Origin of the sequence: Phaeobacter sp. BS52, assembly GCF_045040595.1 — a bacterium.
In the GTDB taxonomy this organism is placed as follows: domain Bacteria; phylum Pseudomonadota; class Alphaproteobacteria; order Rhodobacterales; family Rhodobacteraceae; genus Phaeobacter; species Phaeobacter piscinae.
The window spans coordinates 3,273,964-3,286,212 of the sequence record NZ_CP090662.1 but is presented as its reverse complement, the minus strand read 5'-3'; the positions used below and the strand labels follow the sequence as shown (position 1 = coordinate 3,286,212).

The following is a 12,249-nucleotide window of genomic DNA, read 5'->3' as shown; positions in this document are numbered from 1 at the left end:
TCTAACTGTAAACATGGGTCCGGCGCTACATGCGGGGCCGATCCGGGTAAGTCAAGCATCGCCCGGCGTCGCAAGCGGATCACGAGCGATGGGACGCGCCTCAATCACCACAAAGGCCTGCGCCCAGGGGTGGTCGTCGGTCAATGTCACATGAATGATGGCCTCGTGCTCCGGCGGCGTCATCCTGGCCAACCGATCAGCGGCCCAGCCCGTGACATGCATAACCGGCTGGCCTGTGCGCAAGTTGGAAACCGCCATATCTTTCCAGGCGATCCCCATGCGCAGACCGGTGCCGAGCGCCTTGGAACAGGCCTCCTTTGCAGCCCAGCGTTTGGCATAGGTGCCCGCAACATCCATCCGCCGCTCGGCCTTGCGCTGTTCGGTATTTGTGAAAACACGGTTTTTGAACCGGTCGCCAAACCGGTCCAAAGTGCGCTGAATACGCTCAATATTTGCCAGGTCAGTGCCTACACCCAAGATCATCCCCCGATCAAAGGCGATCTGACTGACACTGGCAAGGGCCATGGTGGCCTGAGGAGGTGCTAACCTCGCGCCTCGTCCATCAGGCGGCGCATTTCGGCAATGGCCGGGGTCAACCCTCTGAAGATCGACTCGCCAATAAGGAAATGACCGATGTTCAATTCACGCACCTCGGGGAAAGCGGCGATAGGCTGTACACAATCATATGTCAGGCCGTGTCCGGCGTGGACCTCCAGCCCCAGTGAATGCGCAAAGCTCGACATCTCGCGCAGGGCGGCCAACTCGGCGTCGCGTTTGGCGAAATCGCCCTCCGCGTGGGCATCGCAATAGGCCCCGGTGTGCAGCTCAATGACCTCGGCCCCGATGCGGTGGGCGGCCTCAATCTGGCGCTGATCCGCAGCGATGAAGATTGACACCCGGCACCCGGCCTCCCGTAAGGGCGCAATGTAGTGGGCCAGCTTATTCTCCTCGCGGGCCACTTCCAGCCCCCCTCGGTGGTGCGCTCTTCGCGTTTTTCCGGCACGATGCACACCGCATGGGGTTTATGACGCAGAGCGATTTTCTGCATCTCTTCCGTTGCCGCCATCTCAAAGTTCAATGGCACGCTCAGGGCGTCCATCAGCCCATCGATATCGGCATCGGTGATGTGGCGACGATCCTCTCGCAGATGCGCAGTGATCCCGTCAGCGCTAGCCTCCTCGGCCAATTTTGCCGCCCGTACCGGATCCGGCACCAAGCCGCCGCGCGCGTTGCGCACGGTGGCCACGTGGTCGATATTCACACCAAGCCGCAGCCCGGCAGTTTGCAAGGACGTCTGTGCCATGGATTCAATTTCCTACTAGAGTGCCTTTCGCCTGAGACTAGGCGCTGCGGTGGCAAGGGCAAGCCCGGAAACCACCAAATTATGCCTTGGCGTGACGGCTCAGCTGCCACTGTCGCTTTCAGCGTCCAGAGAGGCGCGTTTCTTGATAATATCGAACTTCGCCTTGATCTTGGCACGGCGGCGCTGCTGGTAGGCCCGGATCACCGGCACGCTAAGAACATAGCAAACCGTTGCCGTAATGATGCCCGGAATAACGCCGCCGACAAGATAGGGGTAAAACACCTCGTGGTAGAATAGGGTCAGTCCCTGCCAATCCGCCGGGCGATCGGTGACCAGCGCAATCAGATTGTCAAACAGATCATCACCCGCCGCCAGGAATTTCCCAACCAGTGACTTGTCCACGTCGGCATCGAATTCGGTTCCCAGAATCCAATGTCCGGTCTGCAGCGAGGCGACGCCAATCGGCACATAGGTCAACGGATTGCCAAAGAATGTTCCGCTGAGCGCCGCTAGGATATTGCCGTTCATCAGCCGTGCGATGATTGCAGCCACAACGAAGTGCATGCCGTAAAACGGGGTAAATGTGGTGAAGACGCCAGCCCAAACGCCGCGGGCAATCCGCTCCGGCGAATCGGGCAGACGGCGGACACGGTGCTTCACGTAGTGAAATGCACGCCCCCAGCCGCCACGTGGCCACAGAAAATCGGCAACCGCGCGCAGAGGCGGACGTCTATCACGGCGCCTGAATACCAAAGATACGCGTCCTTCCCAAATCCTACTGAACGGCTACCCGAGCTTTGGGCGGCTTTCCGGCAAATCGCGGAACCGAGCAACGGCAGCGACATCGCTCTCGGCTTCCAGCATCAACATCAGCGAATGCAGCTGCTCCACATCCCGCAGTTCGACATTAATCATCAGCCGGTAAAAGTCTGGTTTCCGATCGACAAATTCAAGGTCTGAGATATTGGCCTTTTTCTCACCGATCAATGTGCAAATGCGTCCCAGCACACCGGCGTCATTGCCGATGGTCAGCTCCAGCGTCACACCATAGACCGCCGGGTGGGTTCCGCTATGCCAATGCAGGTCGACCCAGCGTTCGGGCTGGTCCTCCACCTCTCCCAACGCGTCACAATCTGCGGCATGCACCACAACGCCACGCCCCCGGTAAGTGATCCCAATGATCCGCTCGCCCGGCAAGGGCTGGCAACAGGGCGCACGCTCAAAGCTCTGCCCCGGCTCAAGACCAATCACTGCCCGGCGAGGAGGCACTTCATCACTGTCGTCTGCGGCCAGCTCCGGGTAGACGGCCTGAACCACATCATGAGCCGTGAGAACGGCTGCCCCGAGACGGGCCAGCAACTCATCCACCGTACTGACACGGAGAGCGCGCGCCGCTGTTTCAAGCGCCTTATCCGTGGCCTTGCGGCCGACATGTTCAAAGGCGGAGCGCGCCAGCTCATGGCCCAGTTTCACAAACCGGGCCCGGTCCGCTTCCCGCAGGGCGCGGCGGATCGCGGTGCGCGCCTTGCCGGTGGTCGCAATGTCCAGCCAACTCACTTGCGGGGTCTGCCCCTCAGCAGTGATGATCTCAACCGACTGGCCATTGCGCAAACGGGTCCAGAGCGGCACGCGGATTGCATCCACCTTGGCCCCCACGCAGGCATGCCCGATGCGGGTGTGGATTGCATAGGCATAATCAATCGGCGTCGCCCCTTTGGGCAGTTTGATCACATCCCCCTTGGGTGTGAAGCAGAACACCTGATCCGAATACATCTCCAGCTTGACCGCTTCGAGAAACTCATCGTGATCCTCCTCCGCGTCGAACTGTTCCGTGAGGGACGCAATCCATTTTGCCGGATCAACGGCAAAGGGGTTCTCGGATCTCACACCATCGCGATAGGACCAATGTGCCGCCACACCGGTTTCGGCCACATCATGCATCTGGCGGGTGCGGATCTGCACCTCGACCCGCTTGCCATCACGCCCGGAAACGGTCGCGTGGATTGACCGATACCCGTTGGATTTTGGCTGGCTGATATAGTCTTTGAAACGGCCAGGGACCGCCCGCCAGCGCTGATGGATGGCTCCCAGCGCGCGGTAGCAATCTTCCTCACTCGCCGTGATGATGCGGAACCCGTAGATATCAGAGAGCCGCGAAAAACCCTGATCTTTTTCCTGCATCTTACGCCAGATGGAATAGGGTTTCTTCGCGCGGCCAAATACTTCGGCTTCAATCCCGGTCTTTTCAAGCTCCGCCCGCATGTCGCCGGTGATACGGTGGATCACATCACCGGTTTCGCGCTGCAACGTGACGAAGCGGCGGATAATCGATTGGCGCCCTTCAGGATTGAGCACACGAAAAGCCAGATCTTCCAGCTCCTCGCGCATCCATTGCATCCCCATGCGACCAGCCAGCGGCGCATAGATGTCCATGGTCTCGCGCGCCTTTTGAGCCTGTTTGTCCGGGCGCATCGCCTTGATGGTCCGCATATTGTGCAGACGGTCCGCGAGTTTGACGAGAATGACCCGCAGGTCTTTCGACATCGCCATAAACAGCTTGCGGAAATTCTCGGCCTGTTTGGTCTCGCGGCTGGACAGCTGCAGGTTTGTCAGCTTGGTCACACCATCGACCAGCATTGCCACCTCATCCCCGAACCGCGTGGAGATTTCGTCGTAGGACGCTTTGGTATCTTCGATGGTGTCGTGCAGCAGGGCGGTGATGATGGTGGCATCATCCAGCCGCTGTTCGGTCAGGATGGCCGCGACTGCTACGGGATGGGTAAAATAAGGTTCGCCCGAATGGCGAAACTGCCCGTCGTGCATCTGCTCACCGAACGCATATGCATCGGCGATCCTGTCCGCATTGGTCCGGGGGTTGTAGTTGCGGACCAGAGCAATCAGGTCTTCTGGTGAAATCATTTCCGGTCCGCAGCCTCAGCTTGTTATGTCTTGCGACGTCTCAACCCTGCCCTTGCGCCTCCATCAGCGCGCGCAGCAGTTTTTCTTCCGACATGTCGTCGGCGGCAGGCTTGTCGTTTTCCGCACCCATCAGAAGGGCCATGGAATCATCTTCCGGCTCATCCACTTCAATCTGGGTCTGGTTGCTTTCGATCAGACGCTCGCGCAGAGAGTCGGCGCTTTGGGTTTCGTCAGCGATCTCACGCAGGGATACGACAGGGTTCTTGTCGTTGTCCCGCTCAACCGTCAGCGCGGCACCGGCCGAAATCTCACGCGCACGATGCGCGGCGAGCATCACCAGCTCAAAGCGGTTGGGAACCTTGTCTACGCAGTCTTCAACCGTCACGCGGGCCATAGGCGACTCTCCAAATCAAAATAAGTCCAGAAGGGTGACTTCTAAAACCAAAGCTTTCTCTTGACAAGCGCCGAATGGGACGCATTAGCCGCTCAGACCGGGGAAATCTCACTCAAATCCGACATTGGCAGCGCAGCGCAGAGCTCACCGACCGTCTGACCGAGAATCGGGTGCCGCCAATCCGGTGCGACATCCCGCAACGGCACGAGGACAAAGCCGCGATCCTGAAGCCGTGGGTGCGGTATCAGCATCTGACCCGGCGCCTCCTGCATTTGCTGATCAAGCGGCAGATCTTTCCAACGATCGAAGGTGGCCACATCGGGACAGATCAGATCATCATAGGCGATCAGGTCCAGATCCAGCGTCCGCATCCCCCAGCGCTGCACACGGCGGCGGGCAAAATCTGCCTCAACCTGATGCAACAGATCCAGTAAGGCACGCGGTGACAGATTTGTGCGTATGGTAATCGCCGCGTTCACATAGTCGGGGCCGGACCCGGCCGGAAAACAAGGCGTACGATAGAACCGCGACACCGCCGTCAGCCGGATGTCTGATTCGGACAACTGCTCAACAGCCCCTATGAGGGTATGGACCACCGACTGCTCGCCGATAGGCAGGTTTCCCCCCATGGCAATAAGCGCCTCTGACCGGATTTCGGTCATTTTTGCCCTCGTTTCTTAATCCCGACACACTTGCGGCAAATGTCAAATAACCTACATTAAGTCCACCCGTTTTAGCGTATTTCAGCATTCACTCACGGAACCTCACTGCTGGGACGGACCTACCGGAAGGACATATTTGATGTTTTACAAGGACGAACGGCTTGCGCTGTTCATCGATGGCTCGAACCTTTATGCCGCCGCAAAGGCGCTGGGGTTTGACATCGATTACAAGTTGCTCAGGCAGGAATTTATGCGCCGGGGCAAACTTCTGCGCGCCTTTTACTACACAGCCCTGCTGGAAAATGATGAGTACTCTCCCATCCGGCCTTTGGTGGACTGGCTGCATTACAACGGCTTCACCATGGTGACCAAACCGGCCAAGGAATACACCGACAGCATGGGCCGCCGAAAGGTGAAGGGGAATATGGATATCGAACTGACGGTCGATGCCATGGAACTGGCACCGCGCGTCGATCATATCGTGCTGTTTTCCGGTGATGGCGATTTTCGCCCTCTGATCGCCAGTTTGCAGCGGCAGGGCGTACGGGTATCCGTGGTCTCTACCATTCGCAGCCAGCCACCGATGATCTCGGACGAGTTGCGCCGCCAGGCCGACAATTTCATCGAATTGGAAGAGTTGAAGGACGTGATTGGTCGCCCCCCCCGCGAACAAAGCGATCCGCGTTCGGTGTCGGCCGCAAGCGGCTGATACCAATCTGGTGCCGACGACGCGCTTCGGACATGGCCGACATAGCCCGCAGCAGTGCTCCCCACTGACTGCGGGCTTTTGTTTGCGCAGCGCGCGCGATTTGACGCATCAGCAGCACAAGTCCGTTGTGCAGCACTGGACGTTGCCGACAGAAAGTCCTAGCTCTGGGCCGTAAGGAGACCGCGATGATCAAGCCCCCCTGACACTATATCTAGCCGCACCACGCGGTTTCTGCGCCGGTGTCGACCGGGCTATCAAAATCGTTGAAATGGCGCTCGAGAAATGGGGCGCGCCGGTCTATGTGCGCCATGAGATCGTGCACAACAAATATGTAGTCGATGGGCTGCGGGATAAGGGCGCCGTTTTTGTCGAGGAACTGGACGAGTGCCCCGATGACCGACCGGTGATCTTTTCCGCCCATGGTGTGCCGAAGTCTATCCCAGCAGAAGCTGATCGGCGCCAGATGATCTATGTCGATGCGACATGCCCGCTGGTCTCAAAGGTCCACATAGAGGCCCAGCGTCATGCTGAAAACGGCCTCCAGATGATCATGATTGGTCACAAGGGCCATCCGGAGACTATCGGCACCATGGGGCAGCTGCCCGATGGAGAAGTGCTGTTGGTTGAAACGCCGAGCTGATGTGGCCACCGTGGCGGTACGTGACCCCGACAATCTGGCCTATGTCACCCAGACGACCCTGTCAGTGGATGACACCAAGGATATTGTCGCAGCGCTGCAGGCACGCTTCCCCAATATCGTCGGGCCGCACAAGGAAGATATCTGCTACGCCACCACCAACCGTCAGGAAGCGGTCAAGGAAGTCGCCCCCAAAGCAGACGCCCTGCTGGTGGTCGGCGCGCCCAATTCGTCGAACTCCCGCCGTCTTGTCGAGGTCGGCGCAAAGGCTGGCTGCCAATATGCACAGCTGGTGCAGCGCGCCGAAAACATCGACTGGCGCGCACTTGAAGGGATTTCCTCGGTGGCCATCACTGCCGGAGCCTCAGCCCCTGAATTGCTGGTGAATGAGGTGATCGACGCCTTCAAAGAGCGGTTCGAGGTCACCGTTGAGTTGGTCGAAACCGCAATTGAGCGGGTCGAGTTCAAGGTTCCCCGGGTTCTGCGCGAACCCGCCTGACGCAATCGCGTTTTACCCCTGCAGCCGCTTTACCTGTCTGCAGGGTTTCTTTGCCTTGCAACTGATCAATAGCCGATTACCCTTGGCCAGAGCTAAATTGTCTGTCCAAGGAGCTGGTCGATTGATTTCACTGCAATTTCTGATCACCGCATTTGTCGTTGTCCTCGCACCGGGAACAGGGGTGCTGTACACGCTGGCGCTTGGCCTTGGTCAGGGACGGCACGCCGCAATCTGGGCCGCAATTGGCTGCACCGTTGGCATCCTGCCCCATCTTGCGGCCGCCACATTAGGTTTGGCTGCGGTTCTGCACACATCGGCACTGTTGTTCCAAGCCGTGAAGTTTGCTGGCGTTCTCTATCTTCTCTATCTCGCGTGGCAGATGCTGAAGGCGGATGGAGCCCTGTCGCTGTCCAATGCGCCCACAGCGCGAGACCTAGGCGTGAAAATTGCCAAGCGCGGGGCAATGATCAACATTCTCAACCCGAAGCTCTCCGTATTTTTTCTGGCTCTTCTTCCCCCCTTCCTCTCGGGCACGCCTGAGACCGCAACGCAGGAAATGGTGATCCTTGGGCTGATCTTCATGGCGATGACCTTTGCGGTTTTTGTTCTCTATGGCCTGTTCGCAGCCCAAGCCCGCCACCTGATCCTGGGATCCGACATCGTGGTGAAATGGCTCAACCGCAGCTTTGCCGGTCTGTTTGCCGCTTTGGCAGCAAGACTTGCGATGGAACGGGCATGAGCCGGATCCCCCCGCACCGCTGATCCTGGGTCTCGCCGGGGTGATACCTTTTGTGTGGGGTGCGCTGACGACGCAGCTCCCGTCCTTACAGGCCTGGGGGGCCAGTCATCTTGGCCCGCGGTTTGTCGGCCCCTATGTGCAGCTGTTCTACGGCTCCGTTATCCTCAGCTTCATGTCCGGTGTGCTGTGGGGGTTTGCGACCAAGACATCGGGAATGCGGGCCACAACGGCCTATACGCTGTCAGTGCTGCCCGCACTCTGGGCGTTCTTTATGACAGGCGGTGGCCCAACCAGTGCGGGCATCAACCTTATCTACGGCTTCGCCGGGCTGTTGCTGCTGGACTATGCTTTTTCCGTCTGGCGCCTGACGCCATCATGGTGGATCCAACTGCGACTGCTGCTCACATCTATCGTGATCGCCAGCCTGGCCGTAGGCGTGTACCTATGAGCGAACCGGATCGCACGACCCTGGAAATCTACAACCGCAAGGCTGCGGAGTATGCAGACCGCAATGAGATCCACTTGCGGCGAGATCCACGTCTTGGGGAGTTCATCGCCGCTTGTCTACCCGGTGGTCAGGTGTTGGATCTGGGCTGTGGTCCTGGCACGTCTAGCGCAGTTATGGCATCCGCGGGTCTGCGGCCCCTGGCGATGGATGCTTCGGCTGAAATGATCGCGTTGGCGGATCAGCTCCCCGGAGTTCAGACCCAGCTCGCCAGCTTTGATGACCTCTCCGGCATCGACATCTACGATGGTGTCTGGGCCAATTTCAGCCTGCTGCATGCACCTCGCGCCGACTTTCCCCGCCATCTGCGCGCCATCCGGCGGGCATTGCGATCAGGTGGCCCCTTTTACATCGCGCTGAAGCTCGGTAAGGGCGAGGCCCGAGACGCCATTGGGCGGCTCTACACCTATTATGAGGACGACGAATTGAAGGATCTGCTGCGCTCAGCCGGTTTCACACCCACCAACACCACCACAGGCGAAAGCGCCGGATTGGACGGGTCAATGGCACGCTGGATTTCGGTGGCCTGTCATGGCTGAGCTGTTCGCCTACACCGATGGTGCCTGTTCTGGTAATCCCGGCCCCGGTGGCTGGGGTGTGTTGCTGCGGGCAATGGATGGCGAGACCATCGTCAAGGAAAAGGAGCTGAGCGGCGGCGAGGCCGAAACCACCAATAATCGGATGGAACTGCTGGCGGCAATCAACGCCCTCGAAAGCCTTGCGAGACCGTCCACGCTGACGGTTGTCACCGATTCCGCATATGTGAAGAACGGTGTTACCGGGTGGATTCACGGATGGAAGCGCAACGGTTGGAAAACCGCCTCCAAGAAACCGGTGAAAAACGTCGAGCTGTGGCAGCGACTTGACGAGGCTCAGCGTCGGCATGATGTCACCTGGGAATGGGTCAAGGGCCACGCAGGCCACCCCGAGAACGAACGCGCTGATGAGCTGGCGCGCGCAGGCATGGCCCCCTTCAAACCCGGCAAAGCCAAAGCATGACCATCCTCACCCTTCTGGACTACGCCTCCGTTCTGGTCTTCGCCGCCTCTGGCGCGCTGGTGGCCAGTCGGGCGCAGCTGGATATCGTTGGCTTTGCCTTCGTGGCCTGTCTGACCGCTGTCGGTGGGGGCACGGTGCGGGATCTCCTGCTGGATCGGCATCCTGTGTTCTGGATCGGGGATTCCACCAACATCCTGCTGGCGGCCGCTGCTGCGGTACTGGTGTTTTTTACCGCCCATCTGGTGGAGAGCCGGTTGCGCTGGGTTGTCTGGCTTGACAGTTTTGCTCTGGCAGTGGCGGTGTCTGCCGGTACCGGCGCGGCCATTCTGACAGGTCAGCCCCCCGTGATCGTGGTGCTGATGGGCATGGCAACCGGCACGCTGGGTGGGCTCATGCGGGATGTCGTTTGCAACGAGGTGCCGCTGGTTCTGAAGCAGGGGGAGCTTTATATTTCCTGCGCGATGGCTGGCGCGATCACCGCCGTGATCAGCATCGCCTTCGGCCTGCCGACCCGCTGGGCCTTGGTGGCCTGTGCAGTGGTGTGTTGGGTTCTGCGGGCAGGTTCCATCACCTTTGGTTGGCATCTGCCGGTCTATCGCTCGCGCCCGCCACGTAGCTGATCCCGTCTCTCAGCCCCCTAGGGGCGCCAATGAAACGGCACAATGATCAGCGCGCCGATCGAGGCCACAATCGCATTCCACCCTGGCGCGCGAAATCCGATCCCGAACATAATCACTACGAAATGGAACAGAAACGCGCCGCCCACACAAATGATGATCGAAGACAGATAGCCGTTCTGGGTGAAGCCAGTTTTCTCCGCAAGGTAGCCAACAATCCCAGCAATCACCACGCTGCCGAAAAGAGCTAGAAACATCGCCTTCCCCCTTAAAGCTGTGTGCCAGCAATGACAGGAAAGCCGCGCAAAAAGATCTCTCGCGCCTGCGCACCCTTGCCCGCACGCTGCAACTTCTGCAGCTCAACCGCGCCCTCACCGCAGGCGACCCGCAAGGTGTCATCCAGAACCTTGCCCGCCGCCCCCGCACCATCGACAACACGTGACGCCAAAAGTTTCACGCGCTGGCCGTCAATCTCACACCAGGCGCCGGGAAATGGGGACAGCCCGCGGATCTGCTGATCAACCTCGATCGCCGGGCGTGTCCAGTCCACGCGGGCCTCCGCTTTGTCGATCTTGTGGGCGTAGGTCACACCATCGTCCGGCTGCAGCTCTGGTGTTAGCCCCGGCAATTGTCTCAACGCCTGCACGATCAGGTTCGCGCCCATTTCAGACAGGCGGTCATGTAGCTGAGACGTGGTTTCCTCTGCGCCGATATCTGTCGCCTCCCGCATCAGAACTGGCCCCGTATCCAACCCGGCCTCCATCTGCATGATACAAACCCCGGTCTGCGCATCCCCCGCCATGATCGCACGGTGGATCGGCGCCGCCCCACGCCAGCGCGGCAAAAGGCTTGCGTGGATATTGAGGCACCCTTGACGTGGAGCGTCCAGGACGGCCGGTGGCAGGATCAAACCATAGGCAACCACAACCGCCACATCGGCGTTTAGCGCTGCAAACTCGGCCTGCTGCTGCGCGTCTTTCAGGCTGACCGGGTGGCGCACCTCAAGCCCCAGCGCCTCCGCCCGGGCGTGAACGGGCGTGGGTCGGTCTTTCTTGCCCCGTCCTGCTGGGCGGGGTGGCTGACAATAAACGGCAGCAATATCATGGCCCGCCTCAACCAACGCATTGAGCACCGGGACAGAGAAATCTGGTGTCCCCATAAAAACAATACGCATATGTCGCCCCTTCACTCTGAATTTGGCCGCCCGAAACAGGCTCTAACTTGGGGGAAACCCCGATTGACCTTCAGCCGCTCAGCTTCTTCGCCTTGCGGATCAACATATCGCGCTTCACCTTCGACAGCTTGTCGAAATACATCTTGCCGTTCAGGTGATCGATCTGGTGTTGCACGCTGGTGGCTTCAATCCCGACAAAATCCCGCTCAACCATAGCACCGGTTTCATCCATGTAGCGCACAGTGACCGCACGGGGGCGTTTGATCTTGGCTGAGACGCCGGGCAGGTTCGGACTGGCTTCCTCATGCTCACGCAGCGCGACCGAGGCATGCAGGATTTCAGGATTGGCCAGACGGACGGCCCGCCCCCGCTCGCTGGACCCATCCACCACCGCAAGCCGTTGCAACACACCGATCTGATTGGCGGCCAGACCAACACCGGGCATCGCCTCCATTGTGTCGATCATGTCCTGCCAGAGGGCGAGCGTTTCATCAGTGATTTCGCTGACCTCCTCGGCGCGGCTGCGCAGATGTTTGTCAGGCCAAGGCAGGCAAGGGCGCACAGTCATCGGGTTGTCTCCAGACAAGTTTCATAGGTGGCGACAGCAGCAGCACGCGCCGTGGAGGACACCCTGTCAAAGGTCACGCGCCCCTCAAGGTGATCATATTCATGTTGCACGCAGGCGGCGGCGAATCCCTCAAACCGGCGTTGCTGGCGGACGCCTTGCAAATCGCTCCAGGCCAGATCGACCCAAGCCGGGCGCGTGACTTCAAGGCTGACACCTTTGATCGACAGACAGCCCTCAGACATTGTGGCCACCTCCTCCGACAGCGCGACAATGTCCGGGTTGATGCAGACAAGCGGATCGCGCGCACCTTCTTTCCAGGTGGTGTCCATCACGAACAGCCGTGCCAATACGCCAACCTGTGGCGCGGCCAGCCCACGCCCAGGTGCGGCATACATTGTTTCCAGCATATCGCGGGCAAGCGTTTCGACGTCTCGCGGTGTGGCAATCAGTTTTGCCGGAGTGCTCAGCACCGGATCAGGCCAAGCCCTGATAGGGAGAACCGCCATTTCGTTCACCTTTCCCGA

General features: G+C 59.6%; 15 protein-coding genes and 2 pseudogenes. 7 read left to right on the top strand and 10 right to left on the bottom strand.

Features of this window, described 5'->3' with window-relative positions; translation table 11 throughout:
• Nucleotides 1-51: 51 nt before the first annotated feature.
• From acpS to folK, 6 genes and pseudogenes are all read right to left on the bottom strand, one after another.
• Nucleotides 52-483 carry a holo-ACP synthase gene (acpS, locus tag L0Z65_RS15885; protein WP_040176077.1) on the bottom strand — a complete coding sequence of 144 codons (432 nt, stop codon included), beginning with the start codon at nucleotides 481-483 and terminating at the stop codon, nucleotides 52-54.
• 59 nt (nucleotides 484-542) lie between these two features.
• Nucleotides 543-1,303, bottom strand: a pseudogene (locus tag L0Z65_RS15880) (pyridoxine 5'-phosphate synthase).
• Nucleotides 1,304-1,402: 99 nt separating this feature from the next.
• Nucleotides 1,403-2,056, bottom strand: coding sequence for a DUF2062 domain-containing protein (locus L0Z65_RS15875; protein ID WP_040176032.1), 654 nt, complete (start codon nucleotides 2,054-2,056; stop codon nucleotides 1,403-1,405).
• 33 nt (nucleotides 2,057-2,089) lie between these two features.
• The gene (locus tag L0Z65_RS15870) at nucleotides 2,090-4,222 is read right to left on the bottom strand and encodes a bifunctional (p)ppGpp synthetase/guanosine-3',5'-bis(diphosphate) 3'-pyrophosphohydrolase (protein ID WP_040176031.1); all 2,133 of its coding nucleotides are present in this window, start codon (nucleotides 4,220-4,222) and stop codon (nucleotides 2,090-2,092) included.
• A 40-nt stretch (nucleotides 4,223-4,262) separates the two neighbouring features.
• Nucleotides 4,263-4,616 (bottom strand): DNA-directed RNA polymerase subunit omega, encoded by a 354-nt coding sequence (gene rpoZ, locus L0Z65_RS15865; RefSeq protein ID WP_405109154.1) that lies wholly within the window; start codon nucleotides 4,614-4,616, stop codon nucleotides 4,263-4,265.
• A gap of 92 nt (nucleotides 4,617-4,708) precedes the next feature.
• A complete protein-coding gene (gene folK, locus L0Z65_RS15860; protein ID WP_405109151.1) occupies nucleotides 4,709-5,278 on the bottom strand; it encodes a 2-amino-4-hydroxy-6-hydroxymethyldihydropteridine diphosphokinase in 570 nt (189 codons plus the stop codon).
• A 139-nt stretch (nucleotides 5,279-5,417) separates the two neighbouring features.
• On the opposite strand from folK, the gene L0Z65_RS15855 reads away from it, so the two are divergent.
• The 7 genes and pseudogenes from L0Z65_RS15855 (at nucleotide 5,418) to L0Z65_RS15825 (ending at nucleotide 9,986) form a co-directional block, all read left to right on the top strand.
• Entirely contained in the window at nucleotides 5,418-5,987 is a 570-nt protein-coding gene (locus tag L0Z65_RS15855; protein ID WP_014876066.1) for an NYN domain-containing protein, read from the top strand.
• 199 nt (nucleotides 5,988-6,186) lie between these two features.
• Nucleotides 6,187-7,123 (top strand): annotated as a pseudogene (gene ispH, locus L0Z65_RS15850) (4-hydroxy-3-methylbut-2-enyl diphosphate reductase).
• Nucleotides 7,124-7,244: 121 nt separating this feature from the next.
• The gene (locus tag L0Z65_RS15845) at nucleotides 7,245-7,862 is read left to right on the top strand and encodes a LysE family translocator (protein ID WP_405109147.1); all 618 of its coding nucleotides are present in this window, start codon (nucleotides 7,245-7,247) and stop codon (nucleotides 7,860-7,862) included.
• The gene (locus tag L0Z65_RS15840; RefSeq protein ID WP_405109144.1) at nucleotides 7,843-8,310 is read left to right on the top strand and encodes a DUF3429 domain-containing protein; all 468 of its coding nucleotides are present in this window, start codon (nucleotides 7,843-7,845) and stop codon (nucleotides 8,308-8,310) included. The genes L0Z65_RS15845 and L0Z65_RS15840 overlap by 20 nt, the downstream gene beginning before the upstream one ends.
• Nucleotides 8,307-8,906, top strand: a complete 600-nt coding sequence (locus tag L0Z65_RS15835) for a class I SAM-dependent DNA methyltransferase (protein WP_405109141.1) — start codon at nucleotides 8,307-8,309, stop codon at nucleotides 8,904-8,906. The genes L0Z65_RS15840 and L0Z65_RS15835 overlap by 4 nt, the downstream gene beginning before the upstream one ends.
• Nucleotides 8,899-9,366: a ribonuclease HI gene (rnhA, locus tag L0Z65_RS15830; RefSeq protein WP_024095768.1), complete on the top strand. Its 468-nt coding sequence runs from the start codon at nucleotides 8,899-8,901 to the stop codon at nucleotides 9,364-9,366. The genes L0Z65_RS15835 and rnhA overlap by 8 nt, the downstream gene beginning before the upstream one ends.
• Nucleotides 9,363-9,986, top strand: a complete 624-nt coding sequence (locus L0Z65_RS15825; RefSeq protein ID WP_096872725.1) for a trimeric intracellular cation channel family protein — start codon at nucleotides 9,363-9,365, stop codon at nucleotides 9,984-9,986. Before rnhA ends, L0Z65_RS15825 begins: the two co-directional genes overlap by 4 nt.
• 17 nt (nucleotides 9,987-10,003) lie before the next feature.
• On the opposite strand, the gene L0Z65_RS15820 is transcribed toward L0Z65_RS15825, so the two are convergent.
• The 4 genes from L0Z65_RS15820 to def (L0Z65_RS15805) all read right to left on the bottom strand — a co-directional run bounded on the left by L0Z65_RS15820 (nucleotide 10,004) and on the right by def (L0Z65_RS15805) (nucleotide 12,231).
• On the bottom strand, nucleotides 10,004-10,240 hold the full coding sequence (locus L0Z65_RS15820) for a hypothetical protein (RefSeq protein ID WP_405109136.1): 237 nt from the start codon (nucleotides 10,238-10,240) through the stop codon (nucleotides 10,004-10,006).
• 11 nt (nucleotides 10,241-10,251) lie between these two features.
• Nucleotides 10,252-11,157, bottom strand: a complete 906-nt coding sequence (gene fmt / locus L0Z65_RS15815) for a methionyl-tRNA formyltransferase (RefSeq protein ID WP_405109133.1) — start codon at nucleotides 11,155-11,157, stop codon at nucleotides 10,252-10,254.
• Nucleotides 11,158-11,227: 70 nt separating this feature from the next.
• Nucleotides 11,228-11,725, bottom strand: a complete 498-nt coding sequence (def, locus tag L0Z65_RS15810) for a peptide deformylase (protein WP_405109130.1) — start codon at nucleotides 11,723-11,725, stop codon at nucleotides 11,228-11,230.
• Nucleotides 11,722-12,231 carry a peptide deformylase gene (gene def / locus L0Z65_RS15805; protein WP_405109127.1) on the bottom strand — a complete coding sequence of 170 codons (510 nt, stop codon included), beginning with the start codon at nucleotides 12,229-12,231 and terminating at the stop codon, nucleotides 11,722-11,724. The genes def (L0Z65_RS15810) and def (L0Z65_RS15805) overlap by 4 nt, the downstream gene beginning before the upstream one ends.
• Nucleotides 12,232-12,249: the final 18 nt, after the last annotated feature.

What these genes read in the sequence shown, in the direction of transcription:
- def (WP_405109127.1), bottom strand. Translation starts at nt 12,231, where the DNA reads ATGGCGGTTCTCCCTATCAGGGCTTGGCCTGATCCGGTGCTGAGCACT.
- acpS (WP_040176077.1), bottom strand. Translation starts at nt 483, where the DNA reads ATGATCTTGGGTGTAGGCACTGACCTGGCAAATATTGAGCGTATTCAG.
- L0Z65_RS15870 (WP_040176031.1), bottom strand. Translation starts at nt 4,222, where the DNA reads ATGATTTCACCAGAAGACCTGATTGCTCTGGTCCGCAACTACAACCCC.
- L0Z65_RS15825 (WP_096872725.1), top strand. Translation starts at nt 9,363, where the DNA reads ATGACCATCCTCACCCTTCTGGACTACGCCTCCGTTCTGGTCTTCGCC.
- folK (WP_405109151.1), bottom strand. Translation starts at nt 5,278, where the DNA reads ATGACCGAAATCCGGTCAGAGGCGCTTATTGCCATGGGGGGAAACCTG.
- def (WP_405109130.1), bottom strand. Translation starts at nt 11,725, where the DNA reads ATGACTGTGCGCCCTTGCCTGCCTTGGCCTGACAAACATCTGCGCAGC.
- L0Z65_RS15820 (WP_405109136.1), bottom strand. Translation starts at nt 10,240, where the DNA reads ATGTTTCTAGCTCTTTTCGGCAGCGTGGTGATTGCTGGGATTGTTGGC.
- rnhA (WP_024095768.1), top strand. Translation starts at nt 8,899, where the DNA reads ATGGCTGAGCTGTTCGCCTACACCGATGGTGCCTGTTCTGGTAATCCC.
- fmt (WP_405109133.1), bottom strand. Translation starts at nt 11,157, where the DNA reads ATGCGTATTGTTTTTATGGGGACACCAGATTTCTCTGTCCCGGTGCTC.
- rpoZ (WP_405109154.1), bottom strand. Translation starts at nt 4,616, where the DNA reads ATGGCCCGCGTGACGGTTGAAGACTGCGTAGACAAGGTTCCCAACCGC.
- L0Z65_RS15835 (WP_405109141.1), top strand. Translation starts at nt 8,307, where the DNA reads ATGAGCGAACCGGATCGCACGACCCTGGAAATCTACAACCGCAAGGCT.
- L0Z65_RS15855 (WP_014876066.1), top strand. Translation starts at nt 5,418, where the DNA reads ATGTTTTACAAGGACGAACGGCTTGCGCTGTTCATCGATGGCTCGAAC.